Below are 16,551 nucleotides of genomic sequence, written 5' to 3' on the forward strand. Positions count from 1 at the left end.
CGCAGTTCTCAGCCCAGGCAACGGGTCACGTGTTTCACCGATTGATAGGCCGCCAGCCCCCAGGGCCCCAGCTCACGGCCGATGCCGCTGGCCTTGGTGCCGCCCCATGAGGTTTCGACGAACACCGCCTGTAAGGAGTTGATCCAGACGTGGCCGACTTCCAGGGCGGCGGCGACTTCCTGCGCCCGCTGCAGGTCCTGGCTGATCACCGTCGCCACCAGGCCGAAGGCACTGGCATTGGCCTGTGCCAGGGCTTGCTCGCGGCTGTTGAAGCGCTGAGCGCAGAGCACCGGGCCGAAGATTTCCTCGTTCCACAACCGGCTGCTGGAGGGCACGTCGGCATACAGGGTCGGGCTGACAAACCACCCCGGCCCGGGCAAGGCCTGGCCGCCGCTGAGGCAGTGCAGGCCTTCTTCGCGGGCCGCAGCGAAGTACTCCTGGACCTTGTGCCACTGCGCCGCGCTGGTCAGCGGGCCCATGTCCACCTCCTGCTGCGCCGGGTTGCCGACGCGCAGATCGGCCAGGGCTGCGGCCAGCCGCGCCAGCAAGGGTTCGGCGATGCGGTCCTCCACCAGCAGGCGCGAGGTGGCGGAGCACATCTGCCCGGCGTTCCAGCAAATGCCACCGATGATCCATTGCACCGCCTGCTCCAGGTCGGCGTCGGCAAAGACGATGATCGGCGACTTGCCGCCCAGCTCCAGGGTCAGCGGTCGGCAGTACGCGGCGGAGCTGTTCATCACCCGCTGGCCGATGGCGTTACTGCCGGTGAACGAGAGCTTGTCCAGGCCCGGGTGGGCGCTCAACGCTGCGCCGGTCTGGCTGCTCCCGGCCACGATGTTCAGCACACCCGGCGGCAGCCCCAGAGTGCTGGCGATCTCGCCGTAGACCTGCTCGATCAGCGGCGTGACTTCCGAGGGTTTGAGCACCAGGGTGCAGCCGGCGGCGAGGGCCGGGGCCAGCTTCCACGCGCTGGTGACCAGGGGGAAGTTCCACGGCACGATCAGCCCGACCACGCCCAGGGCCTCGAAGCGCAATTGTGCGCTGAAACCCTCGGCCCGCAGGGGCACGTTCTGTTCCTGGCGAGCATCCAGTTGCCGGGCCAGCCCCGCGTAATAGTCGAAGGTGGCGATGGCGTCGTCGAGGTCGACCTCAGCCTCGTGCCGAGGCTTGCCGTTATTGCGCATTTGCAGGGCAATCAGGCTGTCGCGCCGCAGTTGCAGTTGGCGGGCAAAACCGTCGAGGAACGCCGCACGCTGGGCACCGCTCAGGGCGCGCCACTGGGGCAGGGCACGGCGCGCGGCCGCCACCGCCTGATCGACCTGCGCCGGGCTGGCGGCGGCTACCTGGGCAATCACTTCTCCCCGGCAAGGGTCGTAGACGTGCATCGGCTGCGGGTCTTCGCCCAGGGTCGGGCGACCGTCGATGTACAGGGCAGGGATCATGGGCGGGCTCCTGGCAGTACGCCGCTGACGGCGTGACGGAAAATCTGGCTGTAGTCCTCGGCCGTCAACGGCCGGGCATTGGTGTCGGAGGACGAGATATCGGCCAGGGCCTGGGCGCCGACCCAATCTGCGTCCTGGCTATCGAGGCCGATCTCGCTCAGGGAGTGGGGAATGCCCAGGTCGCGGCGCAGCTCGAGGACCCAGTCGAGGAAACCCTCGAAGTCGGCCCGGGGCAGCTCCAGGTAGCGCGCCAGGCGGGCGATGTCGGCGCTGATCACCGGCTGGTTGGCCTGCAACACGTAGGGCAGGAGGATCGCGTTGAGCAAGCCGTGGTGCTTGTGATAGCGCGCACCCAGGGGGTGGGCCAGGGCATGCACCCCGCCCAGGCCTTTCTGGAAGGCCACTGCGGCCATGGCCGAGGCCACCAGCATGCCTTCGCGGGCGCCAGGTCCTGGCCGTCGCGGCAGGCCTGGCGCAGGTGCTGGGCCACCAGACGGATGCCTTCCACGGCGATGCCGCTGGACATCGGGTGGTACAGGGGCGAGCAGAACGCCTCGATGTGGTGGGTCAGGGCGTCCATGCCGGTGGCGGCGGTCAGGGCGGCGGGCAGGCTGCGGGTCAGCCGCGGTTCGAGGATGACGCACGCGGGCAGCAGTTCCGGGTGGCTGATAACCCGTTTGACCTGCAGTCGGGTGTCAGTCAGTACCGCTTCGCGGCCCAGTTCCGAGCCAGTGCCGGCGGTGGTCGGCAGGGCGATCAACTTGGGCAGGCCGAGGGCCGGGAAGTCGCTGAGGCTGGGGTAGTGCTCGATGATCTGCGCCCACTCGAAGCGTTGCAGGCCTTCAGGGGCCCGGGCCAGCAGGCTGATGCCCTTGGCCGCGTCCATGGCGCTGCCGCCGCCCAGGGCGATCAGCGAGTCGTGGCCACCAGCGCTGAACACGCTGGCGCCTCGCTGCACATCTTCAAGGCTTGGGTTGGCACTCAATTCGCTGAACACCGCGAACTTCACACCGGCTTGTTTCAGGTGCGCGGTCAGCAGGGCGAAGGGTTCCAGGCCGAGCATGCCCGGGTCGGTGACCAGCAGGGGCTTGCCCATGCCCAGCAGGGCGCAGCGGTGGGCCAGGCCTTCCAGGGCGCCGGTGCCGCAAAAAATCTCGGTGGGGTAGTTCCAGTAATGCACGGAGGGGGACATCGACAGCTCCAAAAGCAGTGGCTTCAATACGACAAGGGGGAGGGGCGGCCGTGGCGGCCGCCGCTACACAGAGGAGGGCGCTGTGGACCACAGCGCCGGGTGAATCACGGCGCCGGTCGGCCCCGTTGCTCGGGCTTGGCCAGGAACAGGTACAGCAGCCCCAGCACGGCCAGGCTGGAAAACACCAGGATCACCGCCCACACCTGGAACCAGGGGGCGCCGGGTGGGGCCAGGGATTCCCGCGGCCAGGCGACGTTGATGCTTTCGAACACCAGCCAGAAGAACGCCATGAGATTGATCGGCAAGCCCCAGCGACCCAGGTTGAACACCCCGGGCTCAGGCTGCCAGCGCCCACGCAGGCGGTTGATCAGGGCGCAGGCGGTGACGATCAGGAACACCAGGAAGAAGCCGCCGCTGCCGAAGGCAATCAGGGTGCCCACGGCCGTGGCATTCAGGCCCAGGGCCAGGCCGAAGCTGGCCAGCAGGGTGCTCAGGACCATGGCGGCAAATGGCACTTTGCGTTTGTCCACCCGGCGCAGCAGGGCCGAGGCCGGCAGGATCGAGTCCCGGGCCATGCCGAACACCGCCCGGCCGATGTAGGTCTGCACCGACACCACGCAGGCAATAAAGGCCACCAGCACCACGCCGACAAACGGCCGCTCGGCCCAGGCGCCGAAGGCCTCGACCACCGCCGGGGTTACCGGGTCGATGACCTGGCCCGAGACCATGCCCGCGGTATCGCTGAAGGACAGGGTGACGGCAAAGGCGGTGAGCATCACCGTCAGGCCCACCAGGATCATCGAGCGCAGGATGGCCCGGGGCGTCGAGGTGCGCGCATCGGCGGTTTCTTCCGAGACCTGGGAGCAAGCATCAAAGCCCAGGAAGGCCCAGCCGCCGACGGCCATGGCCGTGACAAACCCGCTGAGGTAGCTGCCGTCGCCGCTGGCCTGGGTGCTCAGGCCCTCGAACAGCAGGGACCAGGAATGGTTGCGGAAAAACACCAGCAGCAACAGGCCGATGCCGATCGAAGCGATGGCTTCGGCGATGATGCCGGCGTTGACGAAGTACTTCAGCGGGTTGATGCCCAGCAGGTTCACCCCCAGCCCCAGCAACAGCAGCACGCCGCCGCTGAGCACCTGGGCATTGGGGCTCGGTGGCTGGCCGGTGACGAACAGCCAGAGCCAGAAACCGCCGAGGTAGGCCACGGTGGTCAGGGATGCGAGGGCTGAGGCCAGGTACATGAACCCGGTGAACCAGGCCCAGCGATCACCCGCCAGGCGTTTGACCCATTGGTAGCAGCCGCCGGCCAACGGGTATTGGGAGGCGAGTTCGGCATACACCAGGGCCACCAGCAATTGCAGGGCCAGGCACAGGGGCACGATCCAGACCCAGGAAGGGCCGACGCTCATGGCACCCAGGGCCATGACCGAATAGATCCCCACCACCGGGGACACGGTGGCGAAACCCACGGAGAACGAGGACCAGAGTGACAGGCCGCGGTGCAGTTCCTGGCGGTAGCCCTGGCGTTGCAGGAGGTGTTCGTCGGTGCTGTGCGGGGTGACGGAGTCAGTCATGGCTGAGCCTCCGTGGCGCGTGGGCGTCGACGGTCATGCCGCGCCCGTCTGGGGCACGTCGAAGGGTAGGTGACATAGGGATTCCTGGAGTCGGCAGATCAAATTGTTATTGGGGTGGCCTGTTGCTTTTGTTCTAGGCGTACCGACGTTGCCTGCCCTGCAAGGGCAGGGACGGGTCGAGCTTACGGGGGCTAAACATCAGCTTAAATACCCATGTTCGGAAGCTGACATCTTGAATTGTTGATGTATGGCGCCGCGCCCCAGAGCGATCGACGCCGGGCCGTGATCAGGCCGACGGCGGCCGGCGTCCCAGCACCAGGCGTTCGCCGAGGAAGTCGACGAACACCCGTAGCTTGGGCAGCAGGTGCCGGCTGCTGGGCCAGAGGATGGAGAATTTGCCGCTATCGATCTGGTAGTCGTCCAGCACCGATACCAGGCTGCCCTCGCCAGGGCGCTGCGCACCACGAAGTCCGGGACGAAGGCGATGCCCAGGCCCTGGCCGGCGGCGAAGATCAGCGACTCCAGATTGTTGCTGGTCAAGGCGCTGCGCAGCAGCAACGGCGGGGCGTCGGCGGGCAGGGCCAGGGTCCACTCCTGGAGTTGGGTGCTGCCGGGGAATTTGTAGCGCAGACAGGCGTGCTGCTCCAGGTCCCGGGGCGTCTGCGGAATGCCGTGGCGGGCGAAGTAGTGGGGCGCGCCGATCAGCACAAAGGCAAAGGGCCCGAGGGTTCGCGACTTGAGTTGGGAGTCTGCCAGTTCGCCGCTGCGGATTACCGCGTCCACGCCTTCGGCAATCACGTCGATCAGGCGGTCGTTGAAGTCTAGGTCTAGCTCGATCTCCGGGTAGCGCTCGCTGAACTCCGGGAGGATCGGCAGCAGCATGCGGTAACCGATGGCCGGCAGGCTGACCCGCAGCTTGCCCCGGGGCGTGTCGCTGATGCGCGCCAGTTCCGCCTCGGCCTCTTGCACCTCCGCGACGATGCGCTGGCAGCGTTCGAAGAACAGCGTGCCCTCATCGGTCAGGCTGATGCGCCGGGTGCTGCGGTTAAGCAGGCGCACCCCGAGTTTTTCCTCCAGGCGCGCCAGGCTTTTGCCCACCGCCGAGGCGGACAGGCCCAGGCGTTTGCCGGCACCGACGAAGCTGCCACTTTCCACCACCCGCACAAACGCCAGCATGCCGTTGAGGTTGTCCATGGTGCTCCCCTGATTGCAGCGTAAATGTCCGTAAAGCGCGGACTCTTGGCCTATTTTTTTGCGATTGCGGCGAATCTACCATCCAATTCTCAGCCCTGTCTGCTGACTCACTCGCTTTCGAGGTTCCGATGAATTCGCCAATCGACCTGCCGGCCAGCGCCGCCCCGACCACCCACCACGCGTCCGCCTACGGGGTGTTGGCGGCGGTGTGCCTGGCCGCCCTGATCCTGCCGTTGACCTTTGTCGGGGTCGCCGTGGCCACCCCGGCCATCGGCCGCGAGCTGGGGGGCAGCCCCCTGGCCCTGAGCTGGATCACCAATGCCTTTATGTTGAGTTTCGGCAGCGCCCTGATGGCCGCCGGCACCCTGGCCGACGAGTACGGACGCAAGCGTGTGTTCAGTCTCGGTGTCGGCCTGTTCTCATTGACCTCTCTGGCCCTGGCCTTTGCGCCGTCGGTGTTGTGGCTGGATGCCTTGCGGGCGGTGCAGGGGCTGGCCGGCGCCGGAGCCTTGGCCGGTGGTTCGGCGGCCCTGGCGCAGACCTTTGAAGGCCGCGCCCGGACGCGCGCCTTCAGCCTGTTGGGCACCACCTTTGGCCTGGGCCTGGCGTTCGGGCCGATCCTCGCCGGGGTGTTGATCGAGCACTTTGGCTGGCGCTCGATTTTTCTCTCCGCCACGCTGATCGGCGGCTTGGCCCTGTTGTTTGGCGTGCCGCGCATGGAGGAATCCCGGGACCCGGACGCCGCCGGCGTTGACTGGCCCGGCACCGTGAGTTTCACCTTGGCCCTGGCGCTGTTTACCTGGGCAGTCATCCAGGCCCCGCACAGTGGCTGGAGCAGCCTCTGGGTCCTGGGGCTGCTGTTGGCGGCGCTGCTGTCCCTGCTGCTGTTCATCCTGATCGAGGCTCGGGTCAAGCGGCCGATGCTCGACCTGTCGCTGTTTCGCTACCCGCGTTTTGTCGGCGTGCAATTGTTGCCGATCGCCACCTGCTATTGCTTTGTGGTGCTGCTGATCCTGTTGCCGATCCGCTTTATCGGCGTAGAGGGCTACAGCGAGGTGGAGGCCGGGCTGATGATGGTCGCGTTGTCGGCACCGATGCTGGTGGTGCCGTTGCTGGCGGCCTGGCTGACCCGTTGGTTCAGCGCCGGTGCCTTGTCGAGCCTGGGGCTGCTGGTGGCCGCTGTGGGCCTCTACCTGCTCAGTCGTGTTGCGCCGGGGCAACCGCCGGCGACCACGGTCGGGCCCTTGCTGCTGATCGGCCTGGGCGCCGGGGTGCCTTGGGGCTTGATGGATGCGCTGTCGGTCAGCGTGGTGCCCAAAGAGCGTGCCGGCATGGCCAGCGGCATTTTCAGCACCACCCGCGTGGCGGGCGAAGGCATCGCCCTGGCGTTGGTGGTGGCGATGCTCGCGGGGCTCCTGCAACACTCCCTGGGGGCGGCGCTGCCTGGGTCCGAGCAGCTGTCCCTGGCGGCCCAGCAACTGGCCAATGGCAATCTGGCGGCCAGCACCGAGCTGCTGCCGGCGCTGGGGCGCGAGGTGTTGCTGAAGCTTTACGGCGAGGCCTTCAGCAGCCTGTTGTACGTGCTGATCGGCATTACCTTGGCCTCCGCGCTGGTGGTTCGCCTGGCCTTGCGCGAGCGTCATTGAGGGCGCCGGTCCGGGCTGCCGACCCCGGTTCGCCTGTGCCGCGGGTAAAAATACGCGGGCGCAGGCCTTGGCACTGTGTTCCGCAGGCGCCGGCGTGCGTCTAGCAGCCATGGCCCCGCAGCCGTTCGGGGACCCCGACCATGAGCCAGAACATGCAAGCCCTGCTGAACCAGATTCTTGATGAAGTCCGCCCGCTGATCGGCCAGGGCAAGGTGGCCAATTACATCCCGGCCCTGGGGGACGTGCCCGCCAATCAGTTGGGCATCGCCGTGTATGGCAACGATGGCCAGGTGTTCAGCGCCGGCGACGCTGAAACGCCGTTTTCGGTGCAGAGTATTTCCAAGGTCTTCAGCCTGGTGCAGGCCATCAACCACTCCGGTGAGGCGATCTGGGAACGCCTGGGCCACGAGCCTTCCGGCCAGCCGTTCAACTCGCTGGTGCAGCTGGAGTTCGAGCGCGGTCGGCCACGCAATCCCTTTATCAACGCCGGAGCCCTGGTGATCTGCGACATCAACCAGTCGCGTTTTGCCGCGCCGGCCTTGTCGATGCGCGATTTTGTGCGGCGCCTGTCGGGCAACATGCAGATCATGGTGGATGGCCGGGTGGCCGAGTCGGAGTATCAGCACCGCGCCCGCAACGCGGCCATGGCCTACCTGATGCAATCCTTTGGCAACTTCCACAACGACGTCGAGGCAGTGCTGCGCAGCTACTTCAGCCACTGCGCCTTGCGCATGAACTGCGTGGACCTGGCCCGGGCCTTCTGTTTTCTGGCCAACGACGGCTTCTGCAAGCACAGCGGCGAACAAGTGCTCAGCGCGCGCCAGACCCAGCAAGTGAACTCGATCATGGCCACCAGCGGCCTGTACGACGAAGCCGGCAACTTCGCCTACCGGGTCGGTTTGCCGGGCAAGAGCGGGGTCGGCGGCGGCATCCTCGCCGTGGTGCCGGGGCAGTTCACCGTCTGCGTGTGGTCGCCGGAACTCAATGCGGCAGGCAACTCCCTGGTGGGCATGGCGGCCCTGGAGCTGCTGAGCCAACGCATCGGCTGGTCGGTGTTCTAAGCGGCGAACCACAAAGCAGCGGGCAGGGCGGCGGCGCCTCAAACCGGGGCAGGGCCGGGGCTTTTGGCGGTCTTGGGCCGGCCTCGGGTGGTTGCTGAAGCCCGTGATTCCGTGGGTTCGGTGCCTTGGCCCGGGCTTTGCTTGGGTGGGATTCAAACTTGGATACAAGATGGAGTCCCACATGCAAAGCGAGCAGCGTCCCTCTTTTGGCTGGACAGTCGGTGAGTGGCAGGCGGCCTATCGCCAGGGCAATCTGCGCCCGGATGCCTTGGTCAGCCTGCTGGCCCAATTGGCCGTCGATGACCCGGCCTGGATCAGCCTGGCCAGCCCCGAGCAACTGGCTGAGCAACTGGCCCAGTTGGACGAGTGCCTGCAAGCGGCCCAGGGCAACCTCAGCCGTTTGCCGCTGTACGGCGTGCCGTTCGCCATCAAGGACAATATCGACGCGGCCGGCTGGGCTACGACGGCCGCCTGCCCGGCGTTCAGTTACCCGGCTTCGGTGGATGCCACGGTGGTGGCGCGCCTGCGAGCGGCGGGGGCCATTCTGGTGGGCAAGACCAACCTCGATCAGTTCGCTACCGGCCTGGTGGGCACGCGGTCGCCGTACGGCGCGGTGCCCAACAGCTTCAACCCGGACTACGTCAGCGGCGGCTCCAGCTCCGGCTCGGCCTCGGTGGTGGCCCGGGGGCTGGTGGCCTTCGCCCTGGGCACCGACACCGCCGGCTCGGGGCGGGTGCCGGCCGGGTTCAACAACATCGTCGGCCTCAAGCCGACCAAGGGCCGCCTGTCCAACACGGGCCTGGTGCCGGCGTGCCGCAGCCTGGACTGCATTTCGGTGTTCGCCCTGACCGTCGAAGACGCCGAGCAGGTGGCCGGGATCGCCGAGGGTTATGACCCCGACGACGCCTATTCACGGCGCAACCCGCAACAGGCCCCGGTGGCCATGGGCAAGGCGCCCAGGTTGGCGGTGCCGGTGGATCCGGAGTTTTTTGGCGACAGCCAGAACCAGGCGGTGTTCGAGCAGGCGGTGGCGCATTTGGTTAGCCTGGGGGCACAGGTCTGCCCCATCGACTTCAGCGATTTCAAGCAACTGGCCGACCAGCTGTACTTCGGCCCTTGGGTGGCGGAGCGCACGGTGGCCCTGGAAGACCTGCTGCGCAGCCAGCCCGAGGCGATCAACCCGGTGGTGCGCGGCATTGTCGAAAACGGCCACGGCTACAACGCTTGCGACGTCTACAAGGCCGAGTACCTGCGGGCCGAACTGAGCCGGCGGATCAATCGCACCCTGGCCGGTTTCGACGCCCTGGTCGTGCCCACCTCGCCCACCCTGCGCACCCTGGCAGAAATGGCCGAGGAGCCGGTGCGCTACAACTCGCAATTCGGTTACTACACCAACTTCACCAACCTGGCCGACCTTTCGGCCCTGGCGTTGCCGGCCGGCTTGCGCAATGACGGCTTGCCAGCGGGCATCACCCTGATCGCCCCGGCCTGGCATGACCTGGCCCTGGCGGATTTCGGCAAGCGCTGGCAAGCCAGCCTGAAGCTGCCCCTGGGCGCCACCGAACGCAGCTTGCCCACCCCGGCGAGCCCAACCCAGGCCCCGGGCAGTGTGCGTGTGGCGGTGGTGGGTGCGCACCTGAGCGGCATGCCGCTGAATTTTCAGCTCACCCGCCGCGACGCGGTGCTGGTGGAACAGACCCTGACCAGCGACAACTACCGCCTGTACGCGCTGCCCGGCACTGTGCCGCCCAAACCCGGGCTGGCCCAGGGCGAAGGCGGGCGCTCGATCATCGTTGAACTCTGGGACCTGCCGGTGGGACGTTTTGGCGAATTTGTCGCCGAGATCCCCGCGCCGTTGGGGATCGGCAACCTGACCCTGGCCGACGGGCGCAGCGTCAAGGGCTTTATCTGCGAGCCCTGGGCCCTGAACGACGCCAAGGACATCAGCGCCTTCGGTGGCTGGCGTGCCTACATCGCCAGCCTGAAACACAACGGATGAGCGCCCTCGACCCGGCAGGCCCGACGCTGCAACGGGCCACTCCAGTTGCCCAGGAGCGCCCGGACAACCTGGCCGAGCGCATTTACCGCCAGCTCAAGGAGGACATTTTCGAGTTCCGCCTGCTGCCCGGCGACCGCTTCAGCGAAAGCGAGATCGCCGAGCGCATGGCGGCCAGCCGCACCCCGGTGCGCCAGGCGTTGTACCGCCTGGAGCGCGAGGCTTATGTGCAGGTGTATTTCCGCAGTGGCTGGCAAGTGCGGCCCTTCGACTTCCAGTATTTCGAAGAGCTGTACGACCTGCGCATCGTCCTTGAACAGGCAGCGGTGGCGCGGCTGTGTGCCCAGGCTCCGGCAGACAACCCGGTGTTGCAGGGGCTCAAGGCGGTGTGGCTGGTGGAGGCGGCGGAGCGCCTGGAGGACGGCCCGCAGGTGTCGGCTTTGGACGAGGCGTTTCACTGTGCCCTGGTGGCGGCCACCGGCAACAGCGAAATGGCCCGGGTGCACCTGGACGTGACGGAAAAGATCCGCATCATCCGCCGCCTGGACTTTACCCAGGCGCCGCGGATTGCTGCGACCTACGCCGAGCATGGGCAGATTCTCCAGGCCATCCTCCAGGGGCAGACCGAGGTGGCGCAGCAACTGCTCCAGGCCCATATCCACATCAGCAAGCAGGAGGTGCGCAACATCACCCTGCATCGGCTGTACAGCGCCCGCCAGGCTCCGCTGCTGTAGGCGTCTTGGGCCGGGCCCTGACAGCGTTTACCAGTCGCCGTTGGCGGCGTCGGGCAGGCTCAGGTGGCCGCGCTCGACAAAGCGCAGGGTGCCGAACAGGCCGCCGGCCAGCTTGCCCCGCAACACATAGGGCAGGTTGTCGAAGCCCTGGGTCTGGCCCAGGCCGAGGGTCTGGCGCAACACGGAAAACGCCGAAACGCTCACCGGCACCACCAGCACGCCTTCGGAGAAACGGCCGATGCGCCCGTGCTGGTCGCTGACCCCCGAAGCCAGGGGCCGGCCGTTGACTTCCAGGTCCAGGGCCGCGCCGTTGTAGTCGATGGCGCTGTCATTGGGGTTCTGCAAGCGCAGGGTCACGGCAAAGCGCATTTCCAGGTCTTCGCTGGGCAGCGGCTCGATGCCCACCACATTGATGTTCAGCGGGTCACGCTGGGGGAACAGGGCACAGGCGCTGAGGCTGGCCAGGAGCAGGCACAGGGTCAAACCGAAAATCTTGCGCATCAGGCACACCTGTCAAGTCGTGAAGGGAGGGCGCCGGCAGCGGCCACGCAGCATAGACGCCCGAGAACCTCACGAGTTCGTTTTACCGCCCATGTCCGGGTCCTGCATGACCTTGAGGGTGGCCGCCTCTGGGTCGAACTCGTCTTCCTCCAGCTCGATGAACTCTTCCGGCAGGAAGATGTTCAGGAAGATCGCGCAGAACGCACCCACGGTGATCGGCGACTCGAAGATGTTGTGCAGCGCCTTGGGCAGGTCCCGCAGCACTTCCGGCACCGCCGCGACGCCCAGGCCCATGCCCAGGGAAATCGCCACGATCAGCACGTTGCGCCGATGCAGCCCGGCCTCGGCGAGGATCTTGATGCCGGCCACCGCCACGGTGCCGAACATGATCAGGGTGGCGCCGCCCAATACCGGCTTGGGCATCAGTTGCAGCACGGCGCCAATCATCGGGAACAGCCCCAGCAGCACCAGCAGGCCGGCGATGAAGTAGGCCACGTAGCGGCTGGCCACGCCGGTGAGCTGAATCACCCCGTTGTTCTGGGCGAAGGTGACCATGGGCAGGCTGTTGAACACCGCCGCCACCATGGAGTTGAAGCCGTCGGCCAGCAGCCCGGACTTGATGCGCTTGATGTACAGCGGGCCCTTGACCGGCTGTTGGGAAATCATCGAATTGGCGGTCAGGTCGCCGGCCGCTTCCAGGGGCGAGATCAGGAAGATCACCGCCACCGGGATAAAGGCCACCCAGTCAAAGGAAAAACCGTACTTGAACGGCACCGGCACGCTCATCAGCGGCACGTCGGGCAGGGCGCCCATGTCCACCCGGCCCAGCAGCCAGGCGACGAAAAAGCCCAGGGTCAGGCCGATGACGATCGAGCCCAGCCGCAGCATCGGGTGGTTGAAGCGGTTGAGCACCACGATGGTCAGCAGCACCAGGGCCGCCAGCCCCAGGTTGCTGGCTGCGCCCAGGTCGCTGGCGCCGTAGCCGCCGGCCATGTCAGTGACCGCCACCTTGATCAGCGACAGGCCCATCAGGGTGATGATGGTGCCCGTGACCACCGGGGTGATCAGCTTGCGCAGCTTGCCGATGAACTGGCTGAGGAACATCTCGATAAAGGCGGCGAAAAAGCAGATGCCGAAAATCGTCGAGAGGATCTCATCGGTGCCGCCGCCCCGGGCCTTGACCATAAACCCGGCGCTGAGCAGCACGCTGATAAACGAGAAGCTGGTGCCTTGCACGCACAGCAGGCCCGAGCCGATGGGCCCCAGGCGCCGAGCCTGGACAAAGGTGCCCAGGCCCGAGACGAACAGCGCCATGCTGATCAAGTAAGGCACCTGGTCCTGCAGCCCCAGGACCCCGCCAAAGATCAGGGTCGGGGAAATGATCCCGACGAAACTCGCCAGCACGTGCTGCAGCGCGGCAAAAATCGCCGCGCTGAAATGGGGACGGTCGTCGAGGCCGTAGATCAGGTCGGAGGTGTAGCGCGGCGTGGATTTATCAGCGGCGGTCATGGAAAAAAGCCCGGCAAGCCTGTGTCGAGGCGCTGCTCGACAGATAGCGAAATGAAGGAAATCGGGGCCTCAGGCGCACGGCAATCGGCAGAACCTGGGAACCCGGTCAGAAAAAAGGAGGCGCAGGATGCCAGAAACCTGCGGCGGCCAGAAGGGCCACGCGGTGCCTGGAGCGTTGGGCCAATCATTCCCGGGACTGCTGGCACAGCTCGTGCTTAGGCCATAACAGACTATCCACGCGGGCAGGGTTTCTTGCCTGGCAAATAGATAACATGTTAATGATATCGCCATAACAACAAAGGCGGTCTCAACCGGCTTCTGGAGGTGCACAGTGCTTGCTTCCCATAGTTTTGGTTCCTGGATAGGGGCGTTGCAGGGTGTCTGCGGCCGCTTCGACGCGCGCCCGGCGCTGAATTCGGCGTTATTTATCGGCGAGGTCGGGTTACTCGATTACGCCGGCCTGGAAGTGGCGCGGATCCGCACCAATGCCGGGCTGATCTCACGGCAGAGCACCAGCGTCGATCAGGAAGACGATCGCCACTGCTTCCTGATCGTCCAGCGCAGCGGCCACGCGCAACTCAAGCAGGGTGGGGAGAGCATCGAACTGGCCCCCGGCGACATGGCCCTGCTGGATTCGGCCGGTGCCTGCGAGATCGTGCCCCACGGCCTGATCGAACATGCGTCATTCCACTTGTCCCGCGATGAGGTGTATCGCCACTTGCCGGCCCAGCAACGCAAGTTCGGCAAACTGTCCCAGCACTGCGCCAGCGGTCGGTTGATGCGCTTGCTGGTGGAGCAGATCTGCAGCGGCGACCTCCAGGGGTGCGCGGCGCAGCAGGAAGGCCAGGCCCTGCAGGAAGCCTTGATTGCGCTGCTGGCGCCGACCTTGCGCCAGACCCTCAGCAGCACCCTCGACGGTTACGACAGCCTGCATGGCGGTTGCCTGCGCAGCCAGGCCCAGCAATTGATCAGCCAGTCCCTGAATGAACCCGGGTTGACCCCGGTGGCCCTGGCCCAGCAGTTGAATATTTCGGTGCGTCAGTTGTACCGACTGTTTGAAGAGCAGGGCGACAGCGTCTGCCGGTTTATCCAGCGTTCGCGGCTCAAACGCAGCGCCGCCGACTTGAGTAACCCGGGCTTGCGCCACGAATCGATCACCGACATTGCCTTCAAATGGGGGTTTACCGATTCGGCCCATTTCAGCCGCACCTTCAAGAAGCATTTCGAGCAGTCACCGCGGGATTACCGCTCCAGCTCTTTGAACGCCTGAGGGCCTGCCGCCGGCGCCTCAGGGGTTGTCCAAGTCGTGCCCCAGGGATTGGATAAACAACGAAAACAGCTCCGGCTGGGAGGAAATGTCCAGCTTGGCGTACAGGTGCCGGCGGTGAACCTTGATGGTTTCCGGCGAGATTTTCAGGCGCTCGGCCATGGCCTTGGATGAAAAGCCCCGCAGGATCAGGCGGGCGATTTCCAGCTCGCGGTCAGACAGCACGCCACTGCCAAAATGGCTCAGGGCATCACGGATCTGGCTGGCCATTTCCTCGGCGGCCGCGGTTTGCGCGCCTCCTGCGGGAGCCCCTGCTGCAAGCCTTGCTGAAACCCTTGCTGCTGCCAGTGTTGCTGCATCAGAGGCAGGACCCAGGCGGCGAAGGTGGTGAGTTGGCCGACATCCTGGGCCGTGAACAGGCGCTGCATGCCCAACGACAACGACAGGGTGCCGGACCCCGGCAACTGGAGGATGAATTGCAGCTCATCCTCCAGCACGTTGTCGTGGAAGTAGTTGAGGAAATACTCGCTCTGGCGGAAGTGGTCGGGGGCGACTTCCTCCAGGCGGTACAAGCCGCTCGGGTAGCCCTCGCGGCACGCCTGGAAGAACGGGTCCAGCAGGTACAGGCCGTTGAGGTAGGTGAGCATCGACGCTGGCTTGCTCGAAGGCTCGGCGTCGTATTCCTCCAAGGCCTGGGGCGGGCCCTCGACGGGGTAGAAGATCGCCAGGGCGTTATCGAAGGGCGACGCCTGGTGCAGCAGCAGAATCAACTGCTTCCAGAACCGAGGAGTGCCGACCTGGGACAGGGTCCGGCCCAACCCGGCGTGCATGCCGACTTCCCTGAACAACGTACTCAAATACCGTGCTCCCGCAAAACCGTGACGAGGGTGTCGCTGCACGGTTTCGACCATTTGCGCGCCAGCGTCAAGGGGGAGTACTCCAATAGGGGAATGGGCCGCGCCCGTTCGGCTGATTAGAGTGACGGCCATCCAGTGCGACGCCAAGAACGCACCCGCCTGACTGACTTCGTTTCTGCCTCAGACCAAAAACAACCACGAGGATAACGACATGAGCTCTTCCACCGTGCCCGACGGCGCGCTGAAACCCACCCTGAGTGTGTTCGACGTAGTGGCAATCACTGTGTCCGGGGTGACTCCCGCCAGCTCGGTGTTCGTGATTGCGCCCTTTGCCATCCACCAGGCCGGCAGCGGGGTGTTCCTGGCCTTTGTCATGGCGGGGCTGCTGGCCCTGATGTTCGCCTTTTGCTACGCCGAGCTGGGCCGGGCCCACAACAGCGCCGGGGGCGAATACGTCTACGCCAAGCGGGTGTTTGGCGGCCTGGCCGGTTACGCGACCTTTCTCACTGTGCTGGTGATGTTGCTGTTTATCCCGCCGGTGCTGGCCACCGGTGCGGCGACCTACCTGAACAATGCCCTGGGCACCCAGTACGACTCCCAGACCGTGGCCCTGGTGATCGTGGTCGGCAGTTACTTGCTGGGCATCCTCAATATCAAACTCAACGCCTGGATCACCGGCACCTGCCTGCTGCTGGAAATCGCCGCGCTGCTGGTGATCGTCTGCCTGGGCTTCGGCCATGCCTCGCAGCCGCTGAGCGTGTTGCTGCAACCGCAGATGGTCAACGACGGGGTGCTGCACCTAGCGCCCTGGGCCCTGGTGATCGGTGCGGTGGGCATTGGCCTGTTTTCCTACAACGGTTATGGCCCGGCCGTGCTGCTGGCCGAGGACATGAAGTGCCAGGGCCGCGGCGTGCACAAGGCGGTGCTCTGGTCCCTGGCGCTGGTGGTGATTATCGAACTGGTGCCGCTCACCGCATTGCTGATCGGTGCGCCGTCCCTCAGCGAACTGCTGTCCAGCCCGGACCCCATCGGTTACCTGTTGACCAGCCATGGCAACCCGACCCTGGCGCGGGTGGTCAGTGCCGGGATCTTCCTGTCGGTGTTCAACGCCATTGTCGCCATCGTCATCCAGATCGGCCGGGTGGTGTTCAGCAGTGGCCGGGATGCGCTGTGGACGCCAGGCATCAATCGCCTGTTCACCCGCATCCACCCGCGCTGGGATTCGCCGTGGCTGGCTACGCTGTTCCTGGCGATCCCCTCGGCGGTGCTCAGCTTCAGTTCCAACCTGGCGGACCTGACGTCCTTTAGCGTGCTGCTGATCATGCTGGTGTACCTGATCGTGGCCCTGTGTGCCTTGATGAGCCGGGTGCTGCTGCGGGACCGGGCCCATCCCTACCGCATGCCGCTGTGGCCGTTGCCGGCACTGGTGGCGGTGCTGGGTGCGGGGTATTTGCTGGTCAATCTGTTCCTTGAGGCCTCGGCCCGGGACATCCTGGTGATTGTCGGGCTGCTGGCGCTGTCGGCGCTGCTGTACGGCACCAACGGCCGGTTCAGCCCGGTGTTTCAGAAACTCTAAGG

General features: G+C 65.9%; 10 protein-coding genes and 3 pseudogenes. 6 read left to right on the forward strand and 7 right to left on the reverse strand.

The window, feature by feature from the left end; genetic code table 11:
• Positions 1-8: 8 nt before the first annotated feature.
• The 4 genes and pseudogenes from M1B34_RS13655 to M1B34_RS13670 all read right to left on the reverse strand — a co-directional run bounded on the left by M1B34_RS13655 (position 9) and on the right by M1B34_RS13670 (position 5,402).
• On the reverse strand, positions 9-1,442 hold the full coding sequence (locus tag M1B34_RS13655; protein WP_268265405.1) for an aldehyde dehydrogenase family protein: 1,434 nt from the start codon (positions 1,440-1,442) through the stop codon (positions 9-11).
• Positions 1,439-2,634 (reverse strand): annotated as a pseudogene (locus M1B34_RS13660) (iron-containing alcohol dehydrogenase). Before M1B34_RS13660 ends, M1B34_RS13655 begins: the two are co-directional and overlap by 4 nt.
• A 104-nt stretch (positions 2,635-2,738) precedes the next feature.
• The gene (locus M1B34_RS13665; protein ID WP_268265406.1) at positions 2,739-4,208 is read right to left on the reverse strand and encodes an APC family permease; all 1,470 of its coding nucleotides are present in this window, start codon (positions 4,206-4,208) and stop codon (positions 2,739-2,741) included.
• A 286-nt stretch (positions 4,209-4,494) separates the two neighbouring features.
• Positions 4,495-5,402, reverse strand: a pseudogene (locus M1B34_RS13670) (LysR family transcriptional regulator).
• Positions 5,403-5,530: 128 nt separating this feature from the next.
• Here M1B34_RS13670 and M1B34_RS13675 point away from each other — a divergent pair.
• The 4 genes from M1B34_RS13675 to M1B34_RS13690 all read left to right on the forward strand — a co-directional run bounded on the left by M1B34_RS13675 (position 5,531) and on the right by M1B34_RS13690 (position 10,839).
• Positions 5,531-7,048: an MFS transporter gene (locus tag M1B34_RS13675; RefSeq protein WP_268265407.1), complete on the forward strand. Its 1,518-nt coding sequence runs from the start codon at positions 5,531-5,533 to the stop codon at positions 7,046-7,048.
• 152 nt (positions 7,049-7,200) lie between these two features.
• Positions 7,201-8,109, forward strand: coding sequence for a glutaminase B (gene glsB / locus M1B34_RS13680; RefSeq protein ID WP_123332665.1), 909 nt, complete (start codon positions 7,201-7,203; stop codon positions 8,107-8,109).
• A 181-nt stretch (positions 8,110-8,290) separates the two neighbouring features.
• A complete protein-coding gene (gene atzF, locus M1B34_RS13685; protein WP_268265408.1) occupies positions 8,291-10,108 on the forward strand; it encodes an allophanate hydrolase in 1,818 nt (605 codons plus the stop codon).
• Positions 10,105-10,839 (forward strand): GntR family transcriptional regulator, encoded by a 735-nt coding sequence (locus M1B34_RS13690; RefSeq protein ID WP_268265409.1) that lies wholly within the window; start codon positions 10,105-10,107, stop codon positions 10,837-10,839. Before atzF ends, M1B34_RS13690 begins: the two co-directional genes overlap by 4 nt.
• Positions 10,840-10,866: 27 nt before the next feature.
• Here the strand turns inward: M1B34_RS13690 and M1B34_RS13695 are convergent, their stop codons facing one another.
• The gene (locus M1B34_RS13695) at positions 10,867-11,340 is read right to left on the reverse strand and encodes an LEA/WHy family protein (protein WP_268265410.1); all 474 of its coding nucleotides are present in this window, start codon (positions 11,338-11,340) and stop codon (positions 10,867-10,869) included.
• Positions 11,341-11,409: 69 nt separating this feature from the next.
• Complete coding sequence (locus M1B34_RS13700; protein ID WP_268265411.1) at positions 11,410-12,849, reverse strand: nucleobase:cation symporter-2 family protein; 1,440 nt, start codon at positions 12,847-12,849, stop codon at positions 11,410-11,412.
• A 331-nt stretch (positions 12,850-13,180) separates the two neighbouring features.
• Between M1B34_RS13700 and feaR the strand changes: the two genes are divergently transcribed.
• Positions 13,181-14,119 carry a transcriptional regulator FeaR gene (feaR, locus tag M1B34_RS13705; RefSeq protein WP_123332675.1) on the forward strand — a complete coding sequence of 313 codons (939 nt, stop codon included), beginning with the start codon at positions 13,181-13,183 and terminating at the stop codon, positions 14,117-14,119.
• 18 nt (positions 14,120-14,137) lie between these two features.
• Here feaR and M1B34_RS13710 read toward each other — a convergent pair.
• Positions 14,138-14,973 (reverse strand): annotated as a pseudogene (locus M1B34_RS13710) (response regulator transcription factor).
• Positions 14,974-15,184: 211 nt separating this feature from the next.
• Here M1B34_RS13710 and M1B34_RS13715 point away from each other — a divergent pair.
• Positions 15,185-16,549: an APC family permease gene (locus tag M1B34_RS13715; protein ID WP_268265412.1), complete on the forward strand. Its 1,365-nt coding sequence runs from the start codon at positions 15,185-15,187 to the stop codon at positions 16,547-16,549.
• The last annotated feature ends 2 nt before the right edge of the window (positions 16,550-16,551 follow it).

The organism is Pseudomonas morbosilactucae, from assembly GCF_023241715.1.
Classification (GTDB): Bacteria; Pseudomonadota; Gammaproteobacteria; order Pseudomonadales; family Pseudomonadaceae; genus Aquipseudomonas; species Aquipseudomonas morbosilactucae.